Below are 18,397 nucleotides of genomic sequence, written 5' to 3' on the forward strand. Positions count from 1 at the left end.
TTAGAGTGCCAAAATCTAATTAGCACTCGCGTTAGGTGAGTGAAAGTTTTCGTCGATGAGGTTTGTGCGGAAGCGAGATGTGAACGCTTTCAAGGAAGCCGTCCGTCGCGGGCATCGGCAAAATATCGAAACTCCAACAGGAGGAAAGAAACAGGCATGAGCAAGCTGATTGCATTTGATGAAGAAGCACGTCGCGGGATGGAGCGCGGTCTCGATACCCTCGCAAACGTTGTAAAAGTTACCCTCGGTCCGAAAGGCCGGAATGTGGTGCTTGAGAAAAAGTGGGGTTCACCTACAATCACCAACGATGGCGTTTCAATCGCAAAAGAAATCGATCTTGAAGAACCATTCGAAAAGATTGGTGCAGAGCTCGTAAAAGAAGTTGCAAAGAAGACTGACGATGTTGCCGGCGACGGCACCACCACTGCGACCGTGCTTGCGCAAGCACTCGTAAAGGAAGGTCTGCGCAACGTTGTGGCAGGAGCAAACCCAATCGCACTTCGCCGCGGGATTGATCTTGCAGTAGAAGCAGTGGCAAAGCAGCTGCTTGAGAATGCGAAAGAAGTTGAAACTAAGGCTGAAATCGCTGATACGGCAGCAATCTCTGCGGGAGACCGTGAAATTGGTGAATTGATTGCGGAAGCTCTTGATAAGGTCGGTAAGGAAGGCGTTGTGACCGTAGAAGAGTCCAACACTTTCGGGACTGAACTTGAGTTAACCGAAGGTATGTCTTTCGATAAAGGCTACCTTTCCCCATACTTTGTTACTGATGCTGAACGTCAGGAAGCAGTACTTGAAGATGCATACGTGCTTCTTGTCGAGTCCAAGATTTCAAATGTGAAAGAACTTCTTCCGCTTCTTGAAAAAGTAATGCAGACCGGTAAGCCGCTCGTAATTATCGCCGAAGATGTAGAAGGCGAAGCACTTGCAACCCTCGTGGTAAACAAGATTCGCGGCACTTTCAAGTCTGCTGCAGTGAAAGCTCCAGGTTTCGGTGATCGCCGCAAGGAAACCTTGCAAGATATGGCAATTCTTACTGGCGGTCAGGTAATTTCTGAAACCGTCGGCTTGAAACTTGAGACCGCTGATATCGATCTGCTTGGTCAGGCACGCAAGGTTGTGCTCACCAAGGATTCCACCACTATTGTGGAGGGTGCAGGTGCTGCGGAAGATATTGCTGCACGTGTGGCTACGATTAAGTCGCAGATTGAAAAGAGCACTTCTGATTACGATCGCGAGAAGCTGCAAGAGCGTCTGGCAAAGCTTGCAGGCGGCGTTGCCGTAATCAAGTCTGGTGCTGCTACCGAGACTGAGCTGAAAGAACGCAAGCATCGAATTGAAGACGCTGTACGCAACGCAAAGGCAGCCGTCGAAGAAGGTATTGTTGCCGGCGGCGGCGTGGCGCTAATTCAGGCAGCCGACTCGGCATTTGAAAAGCTTGATCTTGACGGCGACGAAGCTACCGGCGCAAATATTGTGCGTGTAGCAGTGTCTGCGCCGCTAAAGCAGATTGCAGAGAATGCAGGGCTTGAAGGCGGAGTAGTGGCTGAAAAGGTGCGTGCGCTTCCTTCTGGTCACGGTCTGAATGCAGCAACCGGGGAATATGAAGATTTGCTTGCAGCAGGTGTGAATGATCCAGTGAAAGTGACCCGTTCGGCACTGCAGAATGCAGCTTCTATTGCCGGACTCTTCCTCACCACTGAGGCAGTTGTGGTTGACAAGCCAGAACCTCCGGCAGCTCCGGCAGCTGGCGGCGACGATATGGGCGGAATGTACTAAGCCATTTCAAGTCGATAATTTGTTATAACACAAATATTCAGGGGCGGATTTCTAATATTTGATCCGCCCCTGAATATTATTTTTCTATATTCCAATATTGCTTTCGTGGTTTTGCTGCGTAAATTAACGACGGAGATACAAACACTGCGTGAGCGGCGGTAAGAACTAGATTTCGTTACTGGCGGCGGGAACTTGTTTTCGTTACGTAAGCGGCGGCAAGAACTCGGGCTGCGGTTTTCATCTTCGAAACTGCTCACGTTTCCGCAGGTCGCAGGCTCGCACTAACGACGGCTTTCCCGTCGTTAATCAAAACCATCCATTTCGCCACCGCTTACGTTTAAAAATACAAATTTCGCCATCACTTACGTTGACTCATAAGCACATTTCGCCACCAGTTACGTTACCCGAAGCAGATTCTGCCGCCGGCTACGTAAACCGAAACCGATACCCGCGGCATAAACAAAGTGCACAGAAGCCATGATCAGGCTAGATTGAGTGCTTGCTCGACCTGGCCGAATCATGGCTTTAGTGTCTGGCCGAATCATGGCTCTAGTGTTTACCGGAACTTTTAATTCGTGTTTACTTTTCCAATGCCGCTATTTCATATCGGCTTCTGGGTTGTCTGAATCTGGTGGGGATGCAGGAGCAGTATCGGATTTTCTGGGAGGAGTAAACGGGGTGCCGGTGCTTGGCGCCGAAAAGAACTCTCCTGCTGACCTTTGCTGCGGTGCCGGCGGAAAGCTGCCCTGACTTTGCCATGCTGTTTGCGGATGCTGCGGCTGATATCCCGATGTTTGCGCATGGTCATATTGGTTATTCTGCTGGAATGCATTCCCGGAATAACTATTCGCTGAATACTCGCTATTGTTGGGCGAACCGTTAGGCATATCATTTTTCGGAGCGCTGCCGTAATAATCACCGTAAGGATTGCTATGCGGGTTCCCATGAGCGCCGCCGTAAGGAGCAAAGTAAGAATTATCGGCAGAATATGGACTGCCGCCGGAAGTTTTCTTGTCTTTTTCCGCTTATTCCGCAGCATTAAGAAAATAATCAGTGCTGCTGCTAACACAAGAATTGCTATCGCTGTGACGGCAATAGTATGCAAAATGGTACTTCCTGTTCCCTGGTTATCGGGGCCGGATTTGAATCCAAGAGCGGAACCATTATCCGGAGCAGCTCCGGCGGTTTTATCAGGAGATTTCAATCCTTCCACTTTCACGCCTTTGAGAAGTGCGGTAAATTTTGTAAATCGCGCCGTGTTTCCGGATATTTCTGCACCGTCGGCACTAATAATTTTGCCGGGCATTTTTACGGTAAAAGAAAAATCAAAATCAACAAGTCCGAGTAAACCTAACTGGTCTTCGTCAACGAAACTGGTTTTATCTCCGTTGAGATAAAAGATGTATGTGTCGTCTGTCTCAACCAAATTTTTTCCATCGATGATGGGATGTGAAGAATTTGCAGTAATTAAACAGTCCAGTTCTCCATCGGCGGAGTTATCTTTAACCGTGAGTGTGCCGTTTTCGTCATTGATTGCGGTATCAATCCCGGCCTGTTCGGTGAGTCCCTGGCAGCTTAATCCCATCTGCTGCATCATTCCTGTGTCGTCGGCAAGATGTATTTCCATTGCAACCTTGCCGCCGGGTTTAATTTCCATAATTCCCTCAACTTCACATGCTGTGAGCAGCAGCAGCGCTGGAAAAAGGAAAACAAGGAACTTTTTAAATCTCTGTGATGTTTCCATACTGTTCAGACCTTAACTGAGTTCGGTAAGTTTAATTGTGATTTAAACGGGGAGCAGGGCGACGGTTTTATTTGAAAATCAGCGCCTTTCAAATCCGCTCCAGTTGAATTCATGCTAACAGACTTCTTCTGCGAAAAGAGTTCTTTCTTAGTGAAAATCTTGCTTTCGAGCTGTTGCCGTATCAGAAGTTTGCGATAATGAGAGCACGGACGTGCAAAATGATGGCATAATATTTGAAAGTTTGTCTAAAGTCTAGGTGGTGTGCCTCACGGAAAGTTCCGTTAACGTTATTAATCCCGAGGAAACAGCGATTTTCGAAGTCAATAGTCCCATTATTTTGCAGTTCAAAGTAGCATAATTGTTTTCGGAACAATTCCAGAAACACGTCGCCAAATTTCTAGGAGGAAATGCGATGGCAGAAAAGACGTTCACCGTCGAAGAAGTGCGTGCGGGTGCTCCGTCAATCGCACCAGCTGATTTAGTTGAATGGGTAACCGAGATTGCTAATCTCACCCAGCCAAAAGATATTTACTGGGCAGATGGTTCCCAGGAAGAATGGGATCGCTTAACAGGCGAAATGGTTGAATCGGGGATGTTTACACGGCTCAGCCCGGAAAAGCGTCCGAACTCTTTCTTGGCGCGTTCTCTTCCGTCCGATGTGGCTCGCGTGGAATCCCGTACTTACATCTGCTCTGAAAAGGAAGAAGATACCGGCCCAACCAACAACTGGGCAGATCCGAAAGAAATGAAAGAAACCCTGATTGGTGAAAAGGGTGTATTCCGCGGCGCAATGGCTGGCCGGAGAATGTACGTTATCCCATTCTCAATGGGTCCGCTTGGCGGTCCAATCTCGCAGCTCGGTATTGAACTGACTGACTCCCCATACGTTGTCGTTAACATGCGCATTATGACCCGCATGGGTGAAGGTGCACTGAAGCTCATTGGTGAAGGTAAGCCATGGGTGCCGGCAGTTCACTCGGTAGGCGCTCCGCTTGCTGAAGGTGAAGCTGATGTTGCATGGCCGTGCAATGACGAAAAGTACATCACCCACTTCCCGGAGACCAACGAAATTTGGTCTTTCGGTTCCGGTTACGGCGGAAATGCACTCCTCGGCAAGAAGTGTTACGCACTGCGTATCGCTTCCACGATGGCACGCCGCGATGGCTGGATGGCTGAACACATGCTCATCCTGCGTCTCACCGATGAAAAGTCCGGCAAGCAGTACCATGTAACTGCTGCATTCCCGTCTGCATGCGGTAAGACCAACCTCGCTATGCTCCAGCCGACCATCGAAGGATACAAGGTGGAGACCGTTGGTGACGATATCGCTTGGATGCGTCCAGGTCCAGATGGCCGTCTTTATGCAATCAACCCAGAAGCAGGCTTCTTCGGAGTAGCTCCAGGAACCTCATATGACACCAACCCGATGGCGATGGAATCGATGAAAGAAAACGTTGTCTTCACAAACGTTGCACTCACCGATGACGGCGATGTTTGGTGGGAAGGTATCGACGGCGAACAGCCAGAGCACCTTATCGACTGGCAGGGTAACGACTTTACCAAGGCTGACTCTGAAGCCGGTAAGAAGGCAGCTCACCCGAATTCCCGCTTCACTGCTCCGGCAGCACAGTGCCCAATCATCTGCCCTGACTGGGAAGCTCCGCAAGGCGTTCCGGTCGACGCAATTCTTTTCGGCGGCCGCCGTGCATCGAATGTGCCGCTGGTAGCAGAATCTTACGATCAGAAGCACGGCGTATTCGTCGGTGCAACGGTCGCTTCCGAGCAGACCGCAGCAGCTGAAGGTTCAGTTGGTTCTCTCCGCCACGACCCATTCGCAATGCTCCCGTTCTGCGGATACAATATGGCTGACTACTGGGGCCACTGGCTCGAAATGGGCGAAAAGCTTGGCGAGAAGTTCCCGAAGGTCTTCCAGGTGAACTGGTTCCGTAAGGACGAAGACGGCAAGTGGCTCTGGCCGGGTTATGGCGAGAACTCCCGTGTGCTTGACTGGGTAGTGCGTCGCTGTGCAGGAGAAGTTGAAGCTATCGACGGTGTAACCGGCCGTTACCCGAAGTTTGAAGATTTCAATCTTGAAGGCGTGGATGTGACCGAAGAAGACTGGAAGAAGATGTACACCATCGATCCGGCAGCATGGTCCGCTGAAGCAGCAGATTCTGAAGAATACTTCAAGCAGTTCGGCGACAAGCTTCCAGCAGAAATTGCTGCAGAGCTTGAGAAGCTCAAGGCTCGGATTGCTGAAGCAAAGTAAATGCAGCTAAGTGAGTTAGCTGCGGGCAGCTGTTCGATTCCATAATTTATTGGTTGAATAACTGCTCACCGGCTTTTCGCTTGGAATGCGGGAGTTAGAATATTTATCTAACTCCCGCATTCCAATATATTCGAGATGTAAAACACCTAGGAAAACTTACCGCAAAGTGATTACAATCAAATTAGTTGCCAGTTAGTATTCGGCAATGCAGAGCAGTTTCTCGTGTTGATACACACTGCACGATTTAGGCGGGAGTAGACTAATTAACCACGGAATATTGCAAATCCCAGGCTGGACCCACGTGTATTCAGGTAAGGTCCGCGACCTTTTTGTGCCTACAACCTATCAATCGCCTTACGGCCGTGAGATTGTATTGATGGTTGCTTCTGATCGAATCTCCGCTTACGATTATGTGCTGCAAAATCAAATTCCAGGAAAAGGTGAATACCTGACGTTTCTGAGTGAATGGTGGTTTCGGCAGCTTTCAGGATTAGTGCCGCATCATTACATTTCCAGTGAAGTTCCGGACGAAGTATTCGGGCATGCGATGCTCACTGCACGGCTAAAAATGTATCCGGTCGAATGTACTGTGCTGGGATATCTTTCTGGAAGCGCATGGGAGGAATACGCTGAAACAGGAGCAGTGGGCGGAAATAAACTTGCTGCCGGGATGAAACTTTCCGATAAACTCCCGGAGCCGATTTTTTCCCTGCAAGAAAGGCGCGTATCGGCAGCCATGACGAGAATATTTCTTTCAGTGCACTTGTCGAATTGGTTGGCGCAGATAATGCGGAAGCAATGCGGCAATACGCTTTCGACATTTACCGGCATGGTGCAGACGTGGCGAAAAAGCACGGGCTGATTCTTGCCGATACGAAGCTTGAATTTGGTGAACCTTCGGATGCCGGCGAAGAATCCGTCGTGCTCGGTGACGAAGTTCTCACTCCGGATAATTCGCATTACTGGTTCGCTGCCGACTATCAACCCGGTAAGAAATCTCTCGGTCTGGATAAAGATTTAATCAGCACTTGGTTAGTGCGTGACGGAAGCGGCTGGAATCCGTCGTTAAACACCACTCCGCCGCCGTTGCCGGCAGATATTATTGCAGAGACGCAGAAACGCTATCTGCGCGCCGTAGAGAGTATTACCGGCGTTAAACTGTAAAATATCTGTCTTAAATTACTGCAGCCGGCAGGTTTCCAAAAATGGTCACCGCAAAGATTCTCTTTAAGTTTCCTTTACTATTAGCAGTGAAATATTAGTCCGATATCGGAGGTACAAAAATGGATTACAGACTTGAAGAAATCTACGAAGAATCGCTTCGCCGCAATCCGACCCAACCTGAATTTCAGCAGGCTGTCCGTGAAGTTATCGAAAGCGTAGAGCCGTTGCTTCTCGCCCGGAAAGATTACGCTGACGCTTCAATTCTCGCCCGCATTATTGAACCTGAACGGCAGCTGATGTTCCGTGTAGCATGGCAGGATGATAACAATGCGGTGCGAGTGAATCGCGGCTACCGGGTGCAATTTAATTCGGCACTTGGGCCGTATAAGGGCGGCTTGCGGTTCCACCCGTCGGTTACGCTTTCCGTGATTAAGTTCCTTGGCTTCGAGCAAATTTTCAAGAATGCGCTTACTGACCAGGGAATTGGCGGCGGAAAAGGCGGATCCGATTTTGACCCGCACGGCAAGTCGGATAACGAGGTAATGCGTTTCTGCCAAGCCTTTATGATGGAGCTTTCACGCCATATCGGCGCAGACTGCGATGTGCCGGCTGGCGATATCGGTGTGGGCGGCCGTGAAATCGGCTATCTCTACGGGCAGTATAAGCGCCTGACAAATCGAAATGAGGCCGGTGTTATTACCGGTAAAGGTCTTGGCTGGGGCGGATCACTTGCCCGCACCGAAGCTACAGGTTACGGTCTTGTTGCGTTCGCGCAGGCAATGCTTGCCGAAAAAGGTGATTCGTTCGACGGAAAGAAAGTAGTTGTTTCCGGTTCCGGCAACGTGGCAACTTACGCAATTGAACGCGCGCAAAAGCTCGGAGCAAAACCAATCTCAATTTCTGATTCCTCCGGTGCTGTTTATGATCCCGACGGCATTGACGTTGAACTGTTGAAGCAGGTGAAAGAAGTTGAACGCGGCCGCGTATCTGATTATGCACAGCGCCGTCCAAATGCCGAGTTCCGTGCAGGACAAACTGTTTGGAGTATTCCTGCCGATCTCGCACTTCCGTGTGCAACCCAAAATGAAGTTGATGCTTCAGATGTACAGGCAATGCGTGAAAATGGCGTAAAACTGATTGCAGAGGGGCAAATATGCCGCTCACCCCAGGCGCAATTGAAGTTGCACAGCAGTCTGGGATTCTCTACGCTCCTGGTAAGGCAGCTAATGCTGGCGGTGTCGGTACCTCGGCACTTGAAATGCAGCAGAACGCAATGCTCCGGCGCTGGGATTTTGACACAGTCGCAAATAAGCTCGACGCAATCATGCTCGATATTCATCGCAACTGCCTTGAGACTGCAGAAGAGATGGGCAAACCGGGAGACTACATGGTTGGTGCAAACGTGGCTGGTTTCAAGAAGGTCGCCGACGCAATGCTGGACCAAGGTGTAATCTAAGCAAACATGATAAATTTCCGGCGGTTTCTTTTCGCCGCTGCGAAAGATTTAATCTGCCGTGAAATATCTGGGAAATAATGCGCGGCGGCGGAAGGTAACTCAACTGATAGTTGCATTACCTTCCGCCGCTTTTTATCTTTCGGCTCGGATAGAGATTCCGATAAATATTCCGATAAATATTCCGATAAATACTCCGATAGAGATTCTGATCCAAAGCACTTAGCTGAATTCAGGGGCTGCGGAAAACTACGCTCATTTAAATCCGCAGCACAAGATAGAATACTTTCATGATTAGAAGAACAGATATCGAATTAGGCAGAGCAGCACTTCGGAATTTTTCTTTTGGAAATGAACTATCAGATAAAGATTTTAAAACGGCAGTCCGATACGCACTGGAAGAATTTGCTGCCCGTCATCCAGGCGGCGCCGTCGAAATTCGGATTCCGTGGATTGGCGCAGTGCAGGCGATTCAAGGTTTACATCATCGCCGCGGGACACCGCCGAACGTGGTGGAAATGGATGGCAGAACTTGGTTAAATCTCGTTTTGACCGGGAAAGCTTCGGATGCAAGCAAAATCAGTTACTCAGGAACTCGTGCGGATCTTTCCCCATATCTGCCGTTATCGCAAGTGTGCTAGAGATATTGTTCTTACGCAGCTTGCTGCAGGTGCCGGCAAAATTTTCACCCAAATCCGGGCAAACGTCTCTTTGACCGCAGCGGAAATTCAGCAACCGAAACAGTAAGGATGCAAGTGCTGTGCGGCACGCCAATGCAAGCACTGCGGTTCTCAGTGTGCCTGCTGGTACTTATTAGCGAAAATATAAACGAAATCTGGTGTTGGCAGGTAAAGTGCATTTCACAATTTACCTGCCAACACCAGATTTTAATCTTCTAAATCCGCTGGCGAATCTTATCTTGATTCCCAAGAATCGTCCGTTTCGGATTCATCGTCGTCGTCGATATCATACTTTGCTGCATACTCAGCATATGCATCGTAATCTTCGTCAGAATCGTACTGATTGTAATTTCCGTAATCTGAGTTCGCACCACTGCCATGACCTGCTAGCTCGCGTTCAAGTGCGGCGTAATCAGTATCAGGGCTGAAGTACTTCAAATCACGTGCAACTTTGCGTTGTTTTGCTCGTTGACGGCCGCGCCCCATCGGGTCGACCCCCTCTTGTTTCTCGAATCGGACTGAAAAGCAGCCCGTGACCATTTATTACTTCCGTGAGAATAGGATACCTTGAATTGCGCGCGCTTTCCACGTAGCTCGGCAATTAAATCCCTATACTTTCGCCAAGAGCGATTCAAGAAAGTCTCTGAATCGCTTAACAATAGCCGATAGACATGGTGAAAAACTAATATCGACTATTAATTACTGGTGAATATTGGTTAGTGAAGTGAAAAGAATATTTATTTTCCGAGTTTGCGCAGTAAAACTAGTGCCAGCAAACCTGCGAGAGCTATGCCGGCTTTCTTTAACGCTTTCGGATCTGCGTTGATTAAAGCATCGCCAAATTCCTTTGCCTTAATCCCAAAATTCGCTGCACGGTGTTTTGCTTTCTCCTTGAATTCTTCACTGAGAACTTTCGGATCAAGACGAGAAGCGAGTTCATCTACAGTTGCAGTCAATTCAAGACGTAGACGTGCAAGATCTGCTTCAACTTCTGACACGCTGCGGTTATCTTCAGGGTCAATGTCATAATCGGCGGGACGCTTCATTTGCGCTGCCAGACGTGCTTTCGCAATCTCTTCGGCTTCTTTTGCTTTAAAAGTTTGCATCTTATCGTTCACTTGCCGATTCCTTTCTTCACTGCAGCCAAGTCCTTTTCAAAACCGTGTTTTGGATTTGGGTTATGTTTTGCAGAAGACTTGAATAATGACACACCAACAATGATGAGAATAATTATGATAAAGAGAAGAATTCCCGAAACAATCAGATATGCAAGCCACATTGGCAGAATTAAAGCAAAAGCATGGACTGCGGTCAGCAGCAGCCCGCCAAGCAGGTAAAGACACAGTATCCCGGCAAGTGCGAATAGCGCTCCGCCAGCTCCAAGTTTGGTAATCTTGGCCTTGCCTTGCAGCACTGCAAACTTAATTTCATTACGGACGATTGCTGAAAGCTGCGCCGTAATCTTTGCGATAAGTTCGCCAATTGATGTTGCCCCTGAGCCGAGTTTGGACTCAGTGCCCTTTACTTCATTTAAGTGATCATTAGTGGTCACAATAAACTCCTTAAAACGTCTATTAAAACCAACTCTACTTAGGTTTGCAATAACGTTCTACCCAGATAGTAAATTTCTGATTTTTATAACGGGAAAATTGTGAAAGACGAAAACGGCAAAAGCCGCGGACAGCAAAATGAAAGCGGAAAAGAATCTATCTGCAATTATTTTTTCAACCTCGATGTGCGAGACTGCGTGAGAATACTTTTCCAGCTAACCGTTTAAATGCCGCAATCATTTGGTCAATCTGTGAAATTCTGCAGATTTTACAGAGAATAATGTAAACCAGCGAAATAATGACTGAAGTAATCAAAATAGTAAGGATCGCAATCCCGATATTTGCTGAAATTTTTACGATGCCAATAAAGTGCATCGTCACAAGCCCAATAATTGTGCTGATTGCGGCAACAACTGATAGCTGCAGGTAGGTACGCAGAATATACCAGCCGCCAATTCGCCCAATGAGTCTGCGCGAATACCAGGCAAGCAGCAAAAGACTGGTAGAATTCGCGATAATAAATACTGTCTGGATTCCAATCAGCGTATATTGCGGCGGAAGCCCCAAGCAGAGCAGCGCGCCGCAGGTATTGATTATTTGCGCCGGAAGAAGCATAAAGAAAGTGCCTTGAGTGGCATTAAATGCATAACAGATATTTTTAAAGGCGAGGATTGCTCCGCCGGGGATTACTGCGAAAGCTGTTACTGCAAGCACTCTGCCAAGCGAATCGATTTCATTCATCGTGCCGTTTGGAACAAAAATTCGTGCCAACGGATACGAAAGTACAATCATTAAAGTAACAGCCAAGAAATTGAATATTCCGAGCGTATTTGCTGTCTGAGCTGAAATAATGCGCACATTGCGGTAATTCTTAGCTGCCGCTGCACGTGAGACTTTTGTGAAAGTTGCTGTCGTAATTGATAAGGCGATTAGGGATATCGGAAGCCCGTAGAGTGAACCGGCGACTGTATAAGCCGCATTTCCCGCTACTTTCGTGGCGTCGATTCCTGCTGCGATTCCGCGTTCAAAAGCGGCAGCGTTAATATTCGAAATCACAACTACTGGAATTGTGCCGACGAAAGTTGTCAGGAGCACCCAGAATGAGTTTCGTCCGGCAGTGCCAAGCCCAACTCCGCGCCATTTAAAATCTGGACGGTAACGAATTCCGGCTTTATGCAGCGGTATAAAAAGCACCAAGGCTTGTGCGGCAACACCGGCTGTTGAAAAAATGACTAAGAGTGTAGAGCGAATCCCTTGCCATGCGGTAATATCCTGAGTTTGCGCCGGCGTCGGCGAACCAAAGACGGCAAGCAGGAAAAGGAATCCAATAATTGCTGCGATATTATTTACGACGGGTGCCCACATATAAGGGCCGAACTTTTCACGCGCATTAAGCACTTGCCCAAGCACCGCATAAAGCCCGTAAAAAAGATTTGCGGAATACACCAGAAAGCGAAAATCACCGTCAGCTCATACCATTGCGCACTGAGTGTCGAAGCAAAAATCTTCACTACGATTGGTGCAAGGAATGTGAGTATCGCGGTGATAGCTGCGAGAATCACGATGCTGATTGTGATGAGTTTGTTGATAAAACCAAGGTCGTCTTCTTTATTCCGCGCAGCAGCTTGCACAATCGACGGCACCAGTACCGCATTAATCAATCCGCCGGCGAGAATGTTGAAGACAATATTCGGAAGCTGGTTTGCAATATCGAAGCTGGAAGCGATAGGGGAGTTAAGGCCCAAAATCATTGTAATCAGAATCGGGGAACGGACCATGCCGAGAATTCGTGAAACGAAAGTTCCTGATGCCATTAGCAGCGAGGATTTTGCGAGTGACGTTGATATTCCGGATTTGCGTGATTTCCGAGCAGAACTCTGCGGCTGCTCCTGCGGCGGCTTCTGAGATGGCTTCCGCGGCGATTTCTGCGGCGGTGCAGAAGAATCAATATCACGTGCAGTGTTCGAAGAATTTTTCTCCGAAGTATCTTTCTTAGCCATTCGAATCCTTTTATAGTTCCGATTTTGTTTGAAATCAAACTTCCATCATTGCATATGCGGCGGTGCATGAGAATCAGTTTGCCGGTTCTCACTCCAGCGATGCAAAAGCGAAACAAATAGTAGTTATAAATACATACAGCGAAAGCCTAGCTTGAATAGCTGCAGGATTCACATTTTGGGCGCAGTTTCGGGAAATTCAAAGATTCAAACTAAAGTATTAGCCAAATATGCGGGATATATGGCACTCTGGAATAGTGTTTTCTCTTTATTCAGTTACTGAAATTCCACTTGCCCATCAAGTCAGTTTTGATCCCGTTATCGTTGCCCGAGAAGCGAATATAGATCGTGTGGGTTCCTTAACTGCCTCACGTGTCTGGGATGTGAATGCGATAAGCGGATTCCGAGGTGACTTGAATAGTGATTCGGGAAATTTGCTCGGTTCAGAGTTGCGGCAGTCGATTGAACGGCGAGTAGTTCTTTGGCTTGATCTGATTGATGTGAACCAGCTAAAGCAAATCCAGAACCGCTTCGGTGCTGATGTTGTCGTAGCAGCTGGCGAAGTGTGTGCTCCGGAGCATGGAACTTTGCGTCGTTACGGCGACGTGCGTGAGGTAGTCCCAGTGGTAATTAATCCGTCGAAACTGCTCAGAAAGCTGGTTCAGGGGAGCGCGGAGGAGGTTGCATGGGTCCGCAAGCAGCTTGAAGGTATTGATTCGAAAACTGTCTCTTCAGCGAATTATGCGCTTCTTTGTGCCGTCGAGGTAGATATTATTACCCGTCCGATATTGCATCGGCTAATGTATTCTCCGACGTTTATCGCATATGCAGTGGTTTTTATTTACTCATCCCTGCGGGCTTTACCGGTAGTTTTTGTGCCGCATTTTCAAGGAAATGTGTGGGTTCTCTGGGGATCGATGTTATTTCGGCGGTTCCGTACACTTGGGGAATTATTGAAATTTTTCGCGGTAAAACCTGGATCCGGCGGAGTGTTGGTTTAATAGTTACAATTTTCACATTCATGTTGCCGTATGTTTACTTCTGGATGCATGGGCGGCACTATCCGTTTTTGTGAATGTGATAGTGGGCGCAATGATTGCCGGGGCGGTATTGATTGAATTTTATCGTTGGCAGCGTGACCGTGAAGTGAAAGCAGTGCTGCAGAAAACAAGCGCCGACTTCGCGGCTGATATGTTTTAACTTTCCGGTGCTGATTTATTCGGCTGATATCTGTGTTTTCGCGGCGCAGACGGTGCCTTATTAGCTATCTGGCTTTGATGTGCGGCTTTTTGTGTGCGGCTTTGGTGTGTGAGTTCGGTAATGCTGCGTTTTATCCGGGTTACGCTGTTTGTTTTCCTGCCTGTGATGTTTCTCTTGCATAATCCGGTTTTCTGAAAACTATTTGTTTAATGGTTCCGCATATTTTGTTGGTGTTGGTGTTGGTGTTGGTGTTGGTGTTGGTGTTGGTGTTGGTGTTGGTGTTGGTGTTGGTGTTGGTGTTGTTTGGGCGGAAAGCGGTATTTTTGCATAAAAAGCCTGACCGCTGTGCAAAAATCGTTTGGACCCGGATAATCGGCCCAATTAAAAGGGCACCCGCATTAATAATTATGCCGCGAATATCGGCTTACGGGAAGTCTTATTATCAATACAGCAGCGAATCAAAAACCAGTTTTTATTCTTGGGAAATATCTGCTGGGTTAGCGAACTGGGAAATATCCGCCGGATTAGCAAACCGGGAAGATTTACTGGATTAACAAACCAGGAAACACGCGCCAGCCTGGCACATTCCGCTAAACCTAACCAACCAACCCTGAGCAGGGAGGGGCACAAGCCGGAATGAAACTAGAACAAGACAATGCAGCGCATTAAAAATACTTTTAAAAACACTTTCCAGAAAAACAAGAACTGCCGCACGCCGCACCGGACACCTGCACGCCCTATACGCAAAAAACAAAATACGAAGCGCGTGTTTAATCAAACAGCGAATTAAACAGCGAACTGCGCAGCGAATTCGGATAATTTCACCGGTAGCGGCGGCGTATTTTACGTTTGTGCTAGTTCGCTGCCGATTCTTTATCAGGGCGATTAGCAATAGTGCGGATTACACCCGTCGCCATAAACCATATGCCGGTAACCCAGAAAACAATAGCGGCCGGCAGCGAAGTGTTCGGGAAAATTGCAATCATCGTCCCCATTGAAATTATCCAGGCAATAACGGCAGCAATATTAATCGCCATATACTTCTTCACGCGGAATGGGTGTGTGTAGTAGGTCGGCACAAGCGTGAGAATCGCCAGTACAATCACCACACTCACGTTTACGACGGCATTAAACTTCAGCACCCACAGAATTGCTGCCACAATATTCCAAGCTGCGGGAAAACCAACGAAATAGTAATCAGTGGATTTCCAGTTTTTATTTGCGTAACAGAACATTGAAGAAACAACCACAGTAATCATCATCACCATTGCTACTGGTTTTGGGCCCAGCGGGAGAGCAAGATACATGAATACTGCCGGGATGAATGTCCAGGTGAGATAGTCGACAGCGATATCGACAATTCCGCCGTCGAACCACGGGACAACTTCCTGAACGCAAGCTTTGCGTGCCATTGTGCCGTCGACAGCGTCAACAATCATTGCGATACCAAGCCAGAGCCACATCCATTTAAACTCGCCGTCTCCCATTGCGAGCACTGCGAGACATGCGAAAAAGAGCCCTGACAGGGTGAATGCATGAACACCCCAAGCTTTGATGATGCTGAGTTTTGAATACCGCTTCACTGGATTCGTTTTCGTGGAACACTGGTTGGTCATTTCGTCATTAGCCATAGTAGATATCCTACGTGAGGATCGTTGCCGGAATGTAGTTCTGTGAGCGCTTTTATTCGGTATTTTTCTCTGGAGGAAGATTTTCGGCGGCGGATTTTGCAGTGGGGAATTTTCTGCGGGTGATTTTTAGTTTAGCAGCGGGATTTTTGCAGGGGCGGTATGAGGATTTGGTGTGAGGATTTTACGGATCTTGAGAGATGGTGAGGCGTTCTGGGTTCTGTTTCGCTGATGGCCGGCTGTGTTTTATGCTGCAAATTTTCGGCACAATGAGTTTTGAATTTTGAATTTTGAGTTTTAGGTGCAAGACCGGCTGCGGGTTCGTTTCGAGGTTTAAGTGCGGGATTATGCTCCGTGTGGTTATTTTTGCAGTGATGTGTTTTACGTTGCTAATTTTTATGCAGTTTCGATTTCCATTATTGGCAAACTGGTATTAAACTATCCTAAGTAATCGATATTTGCGGAAATCTTTTCCAGATTTCTTGCATTGGGCCTCTAGCTCAATTGGCAGAGCTGCGGACTTTTAATCCGTAGGTTGTGGGTTCGAGTCCCACGGGGCCCACAGAGTAAATATCCCTGTTGAACTGGTGAAATGTTCAGCAGGGATATTGTTTTTCATTTTCGGGCGGAACGCAGGTTTGGGATTTTCCGGGTTTTTCTTCGCGTTAGTGCAATGAAGCTGGTATTTCTTCGGATGGAAAGCGGTATTTTTGCATAGATCAAGCCTGACCGCTGTACAAAAACACCGTTTGGAACCGGTGAAAAGAAACCACTCGAACCCGCTAAATTGAACCAAACTAAAAAGGAGCTTTACATTTTCGAGCTGTGGGAGTGCATCCGTCGGCACTAAGATGGGCACAAAGTGACGTAACCGGCGGCAAAGTTTGCGCGAACACACGTAACTGGTGGCAAAATCCGTATTTTTTAACGTAACTGGTGGCATAACCCCCGTGAGTCCACGTATCTAATGGCAATGTGCCCGTGAGATTACACAACTGGTGGTAAAATCCGTATTTTTTAACGTAACTGGCGGCGAAATCGGCGGTTTTGATTTCTGACGAGAGTGCTGTCGTTATTGCGAGCCTGTGACCAGCACAAACGCAAGCACTTTCGACGGCAAAAATCTCAACCCGAGTTCTTGCCACCACTTACGTAACGAAACCGACTTCCCGCCACCAGTTACGTGGTGTTAGTATGTCCGTCGTTAATTTAGGCGACGAAAATAAGTTCCCGCCACCACTTACGTAAAGTTTTCTGCTTCCCGCTTTGCCTTCGCTTTTTATCCGCTAAACTTCCTTATTTGCATTGCTGTCTGATTTGCCTGATTCGCCAGATTCACTAAATTTACCCAATTCTTTATCTTCAATCGATGAAAGTGTTTTTGGGCGGCCGCGTTTGGGAATCTGTTTTGCATCCTTTGGAAGCCTGCCGGCTTTTCGCAGGCTATCGCGCAGCAGCACTTCGATTTGCGCATTTACAGAGCGAAAATCGTCGTTTGCCCAGCGAGCTAGTGAATCATAGATTGCTGGGTCTAAACGAAGTGAGATGACTTTTCGATTCGCCATAGTTGGTGCTAACTTTTCTAAAAATCAGTCTGAAAAATAAAGATAGTCTAGGAGTAGATACCGCCAGCATTGATTACCGGCTGCGCATTTCCGTCGGAGCAAAGAACTACGAGCAGATTTGAAACCATTGCTGCTTTGCGTTCGGGGTCAAGCTCGACGATATCTTTCGCTTCAAGCTCTTCAAGTGCTTGCTGCACCATTGATACCGCACCTTCAACGATTGTTTCGCGTGCATCGACGATTGCAGATGCCTGTTGGCGTTGGAGCATTGCTTGCGCGATTTCTGGGGCATAGGAAAGTGAGGAAATACGTGTTTCGATAATCTCAAGTCCGGCAACTGCCACTCTTGCAGCTACTTCTTTTGCCAATTCTTGCGAGACTTCATCGGTTGAACCGCGCAGTGAGATTCTGCCGTCGACGGGTGAATCGTAAGGGTGCTGCGTAGCGATATGGCGAAGTGCTGATTCGGCTTGTGATTTTATGAATTTTTCATACTTTTCTACTGAAAATATTGCCTTTGCGGTGTCGGCAACTTGCCAGACAATAATCGCGGCAGTGTTGATTGGATTTCCGTTGAAATCGTTTACCTTTGCCTGGTTGGTTTCGAAGTTTTGCACACGTGCGGAAACTTTTGCGCGTGAGGAGAGCGGTACAGTATAGGAAAGCCCGGTTTGCCGCAAAGTGCCGATATATTTTCCAAAGAACTGGACCACGCGGGTATGACCAGGGCTGACGATAGTAAAACCGGTGCTGGCGAGAATCAATAGCACGAAAGCGGTAATTGATATTCCCATTCCGATTCCGTCGGAAATTTGCGCGGGCAATCCTGCGTCTTCAGCACTAGCTAGTGCAATAGCTGATTTGACGAAAAGAAATATGTCCAGTGTGAGCAGTACGAGAAAAGAGATTAGGGCAATTAGGCTGAAAGTTGGGTTTAGCGCCCACACGCGGCGTTCAGTAATTTCAACTTTTGCTCCTTCGTGTCCGACAGGTTTGGCGGATTTAGTGGTTTTGGGATCGTGGACGGATTTGTTCATGGGATTTGCCTTTCGGTTCAAAACATTTTTCGTGCTGATATTTTGCGGTCACTATTTGGATTTTGGTGCAATATATCTCGCAACAATTTGATATTAAAGTGATATCACATTAATTGCTTCGCGGCAAGGCTGATTCATCTCAGGGTGTGTTGCAGCAGAAAGCGGCTATTCGTTACGTAAGTGGTGGCGGGAAGTTGGTTTCGTTACGTAAGTGGTGGCAAGAACTCGGGCTGCGATTAATGCCGTCGGAAGTGCTGGCGTTTGTGCTGGTCACAGGCTCGCGATAACGACGGCTCTCCTGTCGTTAATCAAAACCGCCGATTTCGCCGCC

The 18,397-nt window shown here is 47.8% G+C and carries 12 protein-coding genes, 1 tRNA gene and 3 pseudogenes; 8 read left to right on the forward strand and 8 right to left on the reverse strand.

Annotation, left to right across the window (positions count from 1 at the left end):
* Nucleotides 1-156: 156 nt before the first annotated feature.
* On the forward strand, nucleotides 157-1,779 hold the full coding sequence (groL, locus tag RQN30_RS08955) for a chaperonin GroEL (protein ID WP_353061826.1): 1,623 nt from the start codon (nucleotides 157-159) through the stop codon (nucleotides 1,777-1,779).
* Between the two features lie 601 nt (nucleotides 1,780-2,380).
* On the opposite strand, the gene RQN30_RS08960 is transcribed toward groL, so the two are convergent.
* Nucleotides 2,381-3,523, reverse strand: coding sequence for a hypothetical protein (locus tag RQN30_RS08960; RefSeq protein WP_353060177.1), 1,143 nt, complete (start codon nucleotides 3,521-3,523; stop codon nucleotides 2,381-2,383).
* A 412-nt stretch (nucleotides 3,524-3,935) separates the two neighbouring features.
* Between RQN30_RS08960 and RQN30_RS08965 the strand changes: the two genes are divergently transcribed.
* The 4 genes and pseudogenes from RQN30_RS08965 to RQN30_RS08980 all read left to right on the forward strand — a co-directional run bounded on the left by RQN30_RS08965 (nucleotide 3,936) and on the right by RQN30_RS08980 (nucleotide 9,050).
* Complete coding sequence (locus RQN30_RS08965) at nucleotides 3,936-5,792, forward strand: phosphoenolpyruvate carboxykinase (GTP) (RefSeq protein WP_353060178.1); 1,857 nt, start codon at nucleotides 3,936-3,938, stop codon at nucleotides 5,790-5,792.
* Nucleotides 5,793-6,123: 331 nt separating this feature from the next.
* Nucleotides 6,124-6,956, forward strand: a pseudogene (locus RQN30_RS08970) (phosphoribosylaminoimidazolesuccinocarboxamide synthase).
* A gap of 119 nt (nucleotides 6,957-7,075) precedes the next feature.
* Nucleotides 7,076-8,412: pseudogene (gene gdhA / locus RQN30_RS08975) on the forward strand (NADP-specific glutamate dehydrogenase).
* A gap of 287 nt (nucleotides 8,413-8,699) precedes the next feature.
* A complete protein-coding gene (locus RQN30_RS08980; protein ID WP_353060179.1) occupies nucleotides 8,700-9,050 on the forward strand; it encodes a sterol carrier family protein in 351 nt (116 codons plus the stop codon).
* Between the two features lie 273 nt (nucleotides 9,051-9,323).
* On the opposite strand, the gene RQN30_RS08985 is transcribed toward RQN30_RS08980, so the two are convergent.
* The 4 genes and pseudogenes from RQN30_RS08985 to murJ all read right to left on the reverse strand — a co-directional run bounded on the left by RQN30_RS08985 (nucleotide 9,324) and on the right by murJ (nucleotide 12,639).
* On the reverse strand, nucleotides 9,324-9,575 hold the full coding sequence (locus RQN30_RS08985; RefSeq protein WP_353061827.1) for a DUF3073 domain-containing protein: 252 nt from the start codon (nucleotides 9,573-9,575) through the stop codon (nucleotides 9,324-9,326).
* 251 nt (nucleotides 9,576-9,826) lie between these two features.
* Nucleotides 9,827-10,207 (reverse strand): DUF3618 domain-containing protein, encoded by a 381-nt coding sequence (locus tag RQN30_RS08990; RefSeq protein ID WP_353060180.1) that lies wholly within the window; start codon nucleotides 10,205-10,207, stop codon nucleotides 9,827-9,829.
* A complete protein-coding gene (locus RQN30_RS08995; protein WP_353060181.1) occupies nucleotides 10,204-10,641 on the reverse strand; it encodes a phage holin family protein in 438 nt (145 codons plus the stop codon). Before RQN30_RS08995 ends, RQN30_RS08990 begins: the two co-directional genes overlap by 4 nt.
* Before the next feature lie 172 nt (nucleotides 10,642-10,813).
* A pseudogene (gene murJ / locus RQN30_RS09000) lies at nucleotides 10,814-12,639 on the reverse strand (murein biosynthesis integral membrane protein MurJ).
* Between the two features lie 347 nt (nucleotides 12,640-12,986).
* Here murJ and RQN30_RS09005 point away from each other — a divergent pair.
* Both RQN30_RS09005 and RQN30_RS09010 read left to right on the forward strand, forming a co-directional pair.
* Nucleotides 12,987-13,637, forward strand: a complete 651-nt coding sequence (locus RQN30_RS09005; RefSeq protein WP_353060182.1) for a hypothetical protein — start codon at nucleotides 12,987-12,989, stop codon at nucleotides 13,635-13,637.
* A 401-nt stretch (nucleotides 13,638-14,038) separates the two neighbouring features.
* A complete protein-coding gene (locus tag RQN30_RS09010) occupies nucleotides 14,039-14,167 on the forward strand; it encodes a hypothetical protein (protein WP_353060183.1) in 129 nt (42 codons plus the stop codon).
* A 523-nt stretch (nucleotides 14,168-14,690) separates the two neighbouring features.
* Here RQN30_RS09010 and RQN30_RS09015 read toward each other — a convergent pair.
* Nucleotides 14,691-15,467, reverse strand: a complete 777-nt coding sequence (locus tag RQN30_RS09015) for a CDP-alcohol phosphatidyltransferase family protein (RefSeq protein WP_353060184.1) — start codon at nucleotides 15,465-15,467, stop codon at nucleotides 14,691-14,693.
* Between the two features lie 486 nt (nucleotides 15,468-15,953).
* Between RQN30_RS09015 and RQN30_RS09020 the strand changes: the two genes are divergently transcribed.
* A tRNA-Lys gene (locus RQN30_RS09020) sits at nucleotides 15,954-16,026 on the forward strand.
* A 724-nt stretch (nucleotides 16,027-16,750) separates the two neighbouring features.
* On the opposite strand, the gene RQN30_RS09025 is transcribed toward RQN30_RS09020, so the two are convergent.
* On the reverse strand, nucleotides 16,751-17,029 hold the full coding sequence (locus tag RQN30_RS09025; RefSeq protein ID WP_353060185.1) for a type II toxin-antitoxin system antitoxin: 279 nt from the start codon (nucleotides 17,027-17,029) through the stop codon (nucleotides 16,751-16,753).
* 47 nt (nucleotides 17,030-17,076) lie between these two features.
* On the reverse strand, nucleotides 17,077-18,066 hold the full coding sequence (locus tag RQN30_RS09030) for an SPFH domain-containing protein (protein ID WP_353060186.1): 990 nt from the start codon (nucleotides 18,064-18,066) through the stop codon (nucleotides 17,077-17,079).
* Between the last annotated feature and the right edge of the window lie 331 nt (nucleotides 18,067-18,397).

The sequence above is a fragment of the Arcanobacterium hippocoleae genome (genome assembly GCF_040360365.1).
Lineage (GTDB): Bacteria > Actinomycetota > Actinomycetes > Actinomycetales > Actinomycetaceae > Arcanobacterium_A > Arcanobacterium_A hippocoleae_A.

What these genes read in the sequence shown, in the direction of transcription:
- groL (WP_353061826.1), top strand. Translation starts at nt 157, where the DNA reads ATGAGCAAGCTGATTGCATTTGATGAAGAAGCACGTCGCGGGATGGAG.
- RQN30_RS08960 (WP_353060177.1), bottom strand. Translation starts at nt 3,523, where the DNA reads ATGGAAACATCACAGAGATTTAAAAAGTTCCTTGTTTTCCTTTTTCCA.
- RQN30_RS08965 (WP_353060178.1), top strand. Translation starts at nt 3,936, where the DNA reads ATGGCAGAAAAGACGTTCACCGTCGAAGAAGTGCGTGCGGGTGCTCCG.
- RQN30_RS08980 (WP_353060179.1), top strand. Translation starts at nt 8,700, where the DNA reads ATGATTAGAAGAACAGATATCGAATTAGGCAGAGCAGCACTTCGGAAT.
- RQN30_RS08985 (WP_353061827.1), bottom strand. Translation starts at nt 9,575, where the DNA reads ATGGGGCGCGGCCGTCAACGAGCAAAACAACGCAAAGTTGCACGTGAT.
- RQN30_RS09015 (WP_353060184.1), bottom strand. Translation starts at nt 15,467, where the DNA reads ATGGCTAATGACGAAATGACCAACCAGTGTTCCACGAAAACGAATCCA.
- RQN30_RS09025 (WP_353060185.1), bottom strand. Translation starts at nt 17,029, where the DNA reads ATGGCGAATCGAAAAGTCATCTCACTTCGTTTAGACCCAGCAATCTAT.
- RQN30_RS09030 (WP_353060186.1), bottom strand. Translation starts at nt 18,066, where the DNA reads ATGAACAAATCCGTCCACGATCCCAAAACCACTAAATCCGCCAAACCT.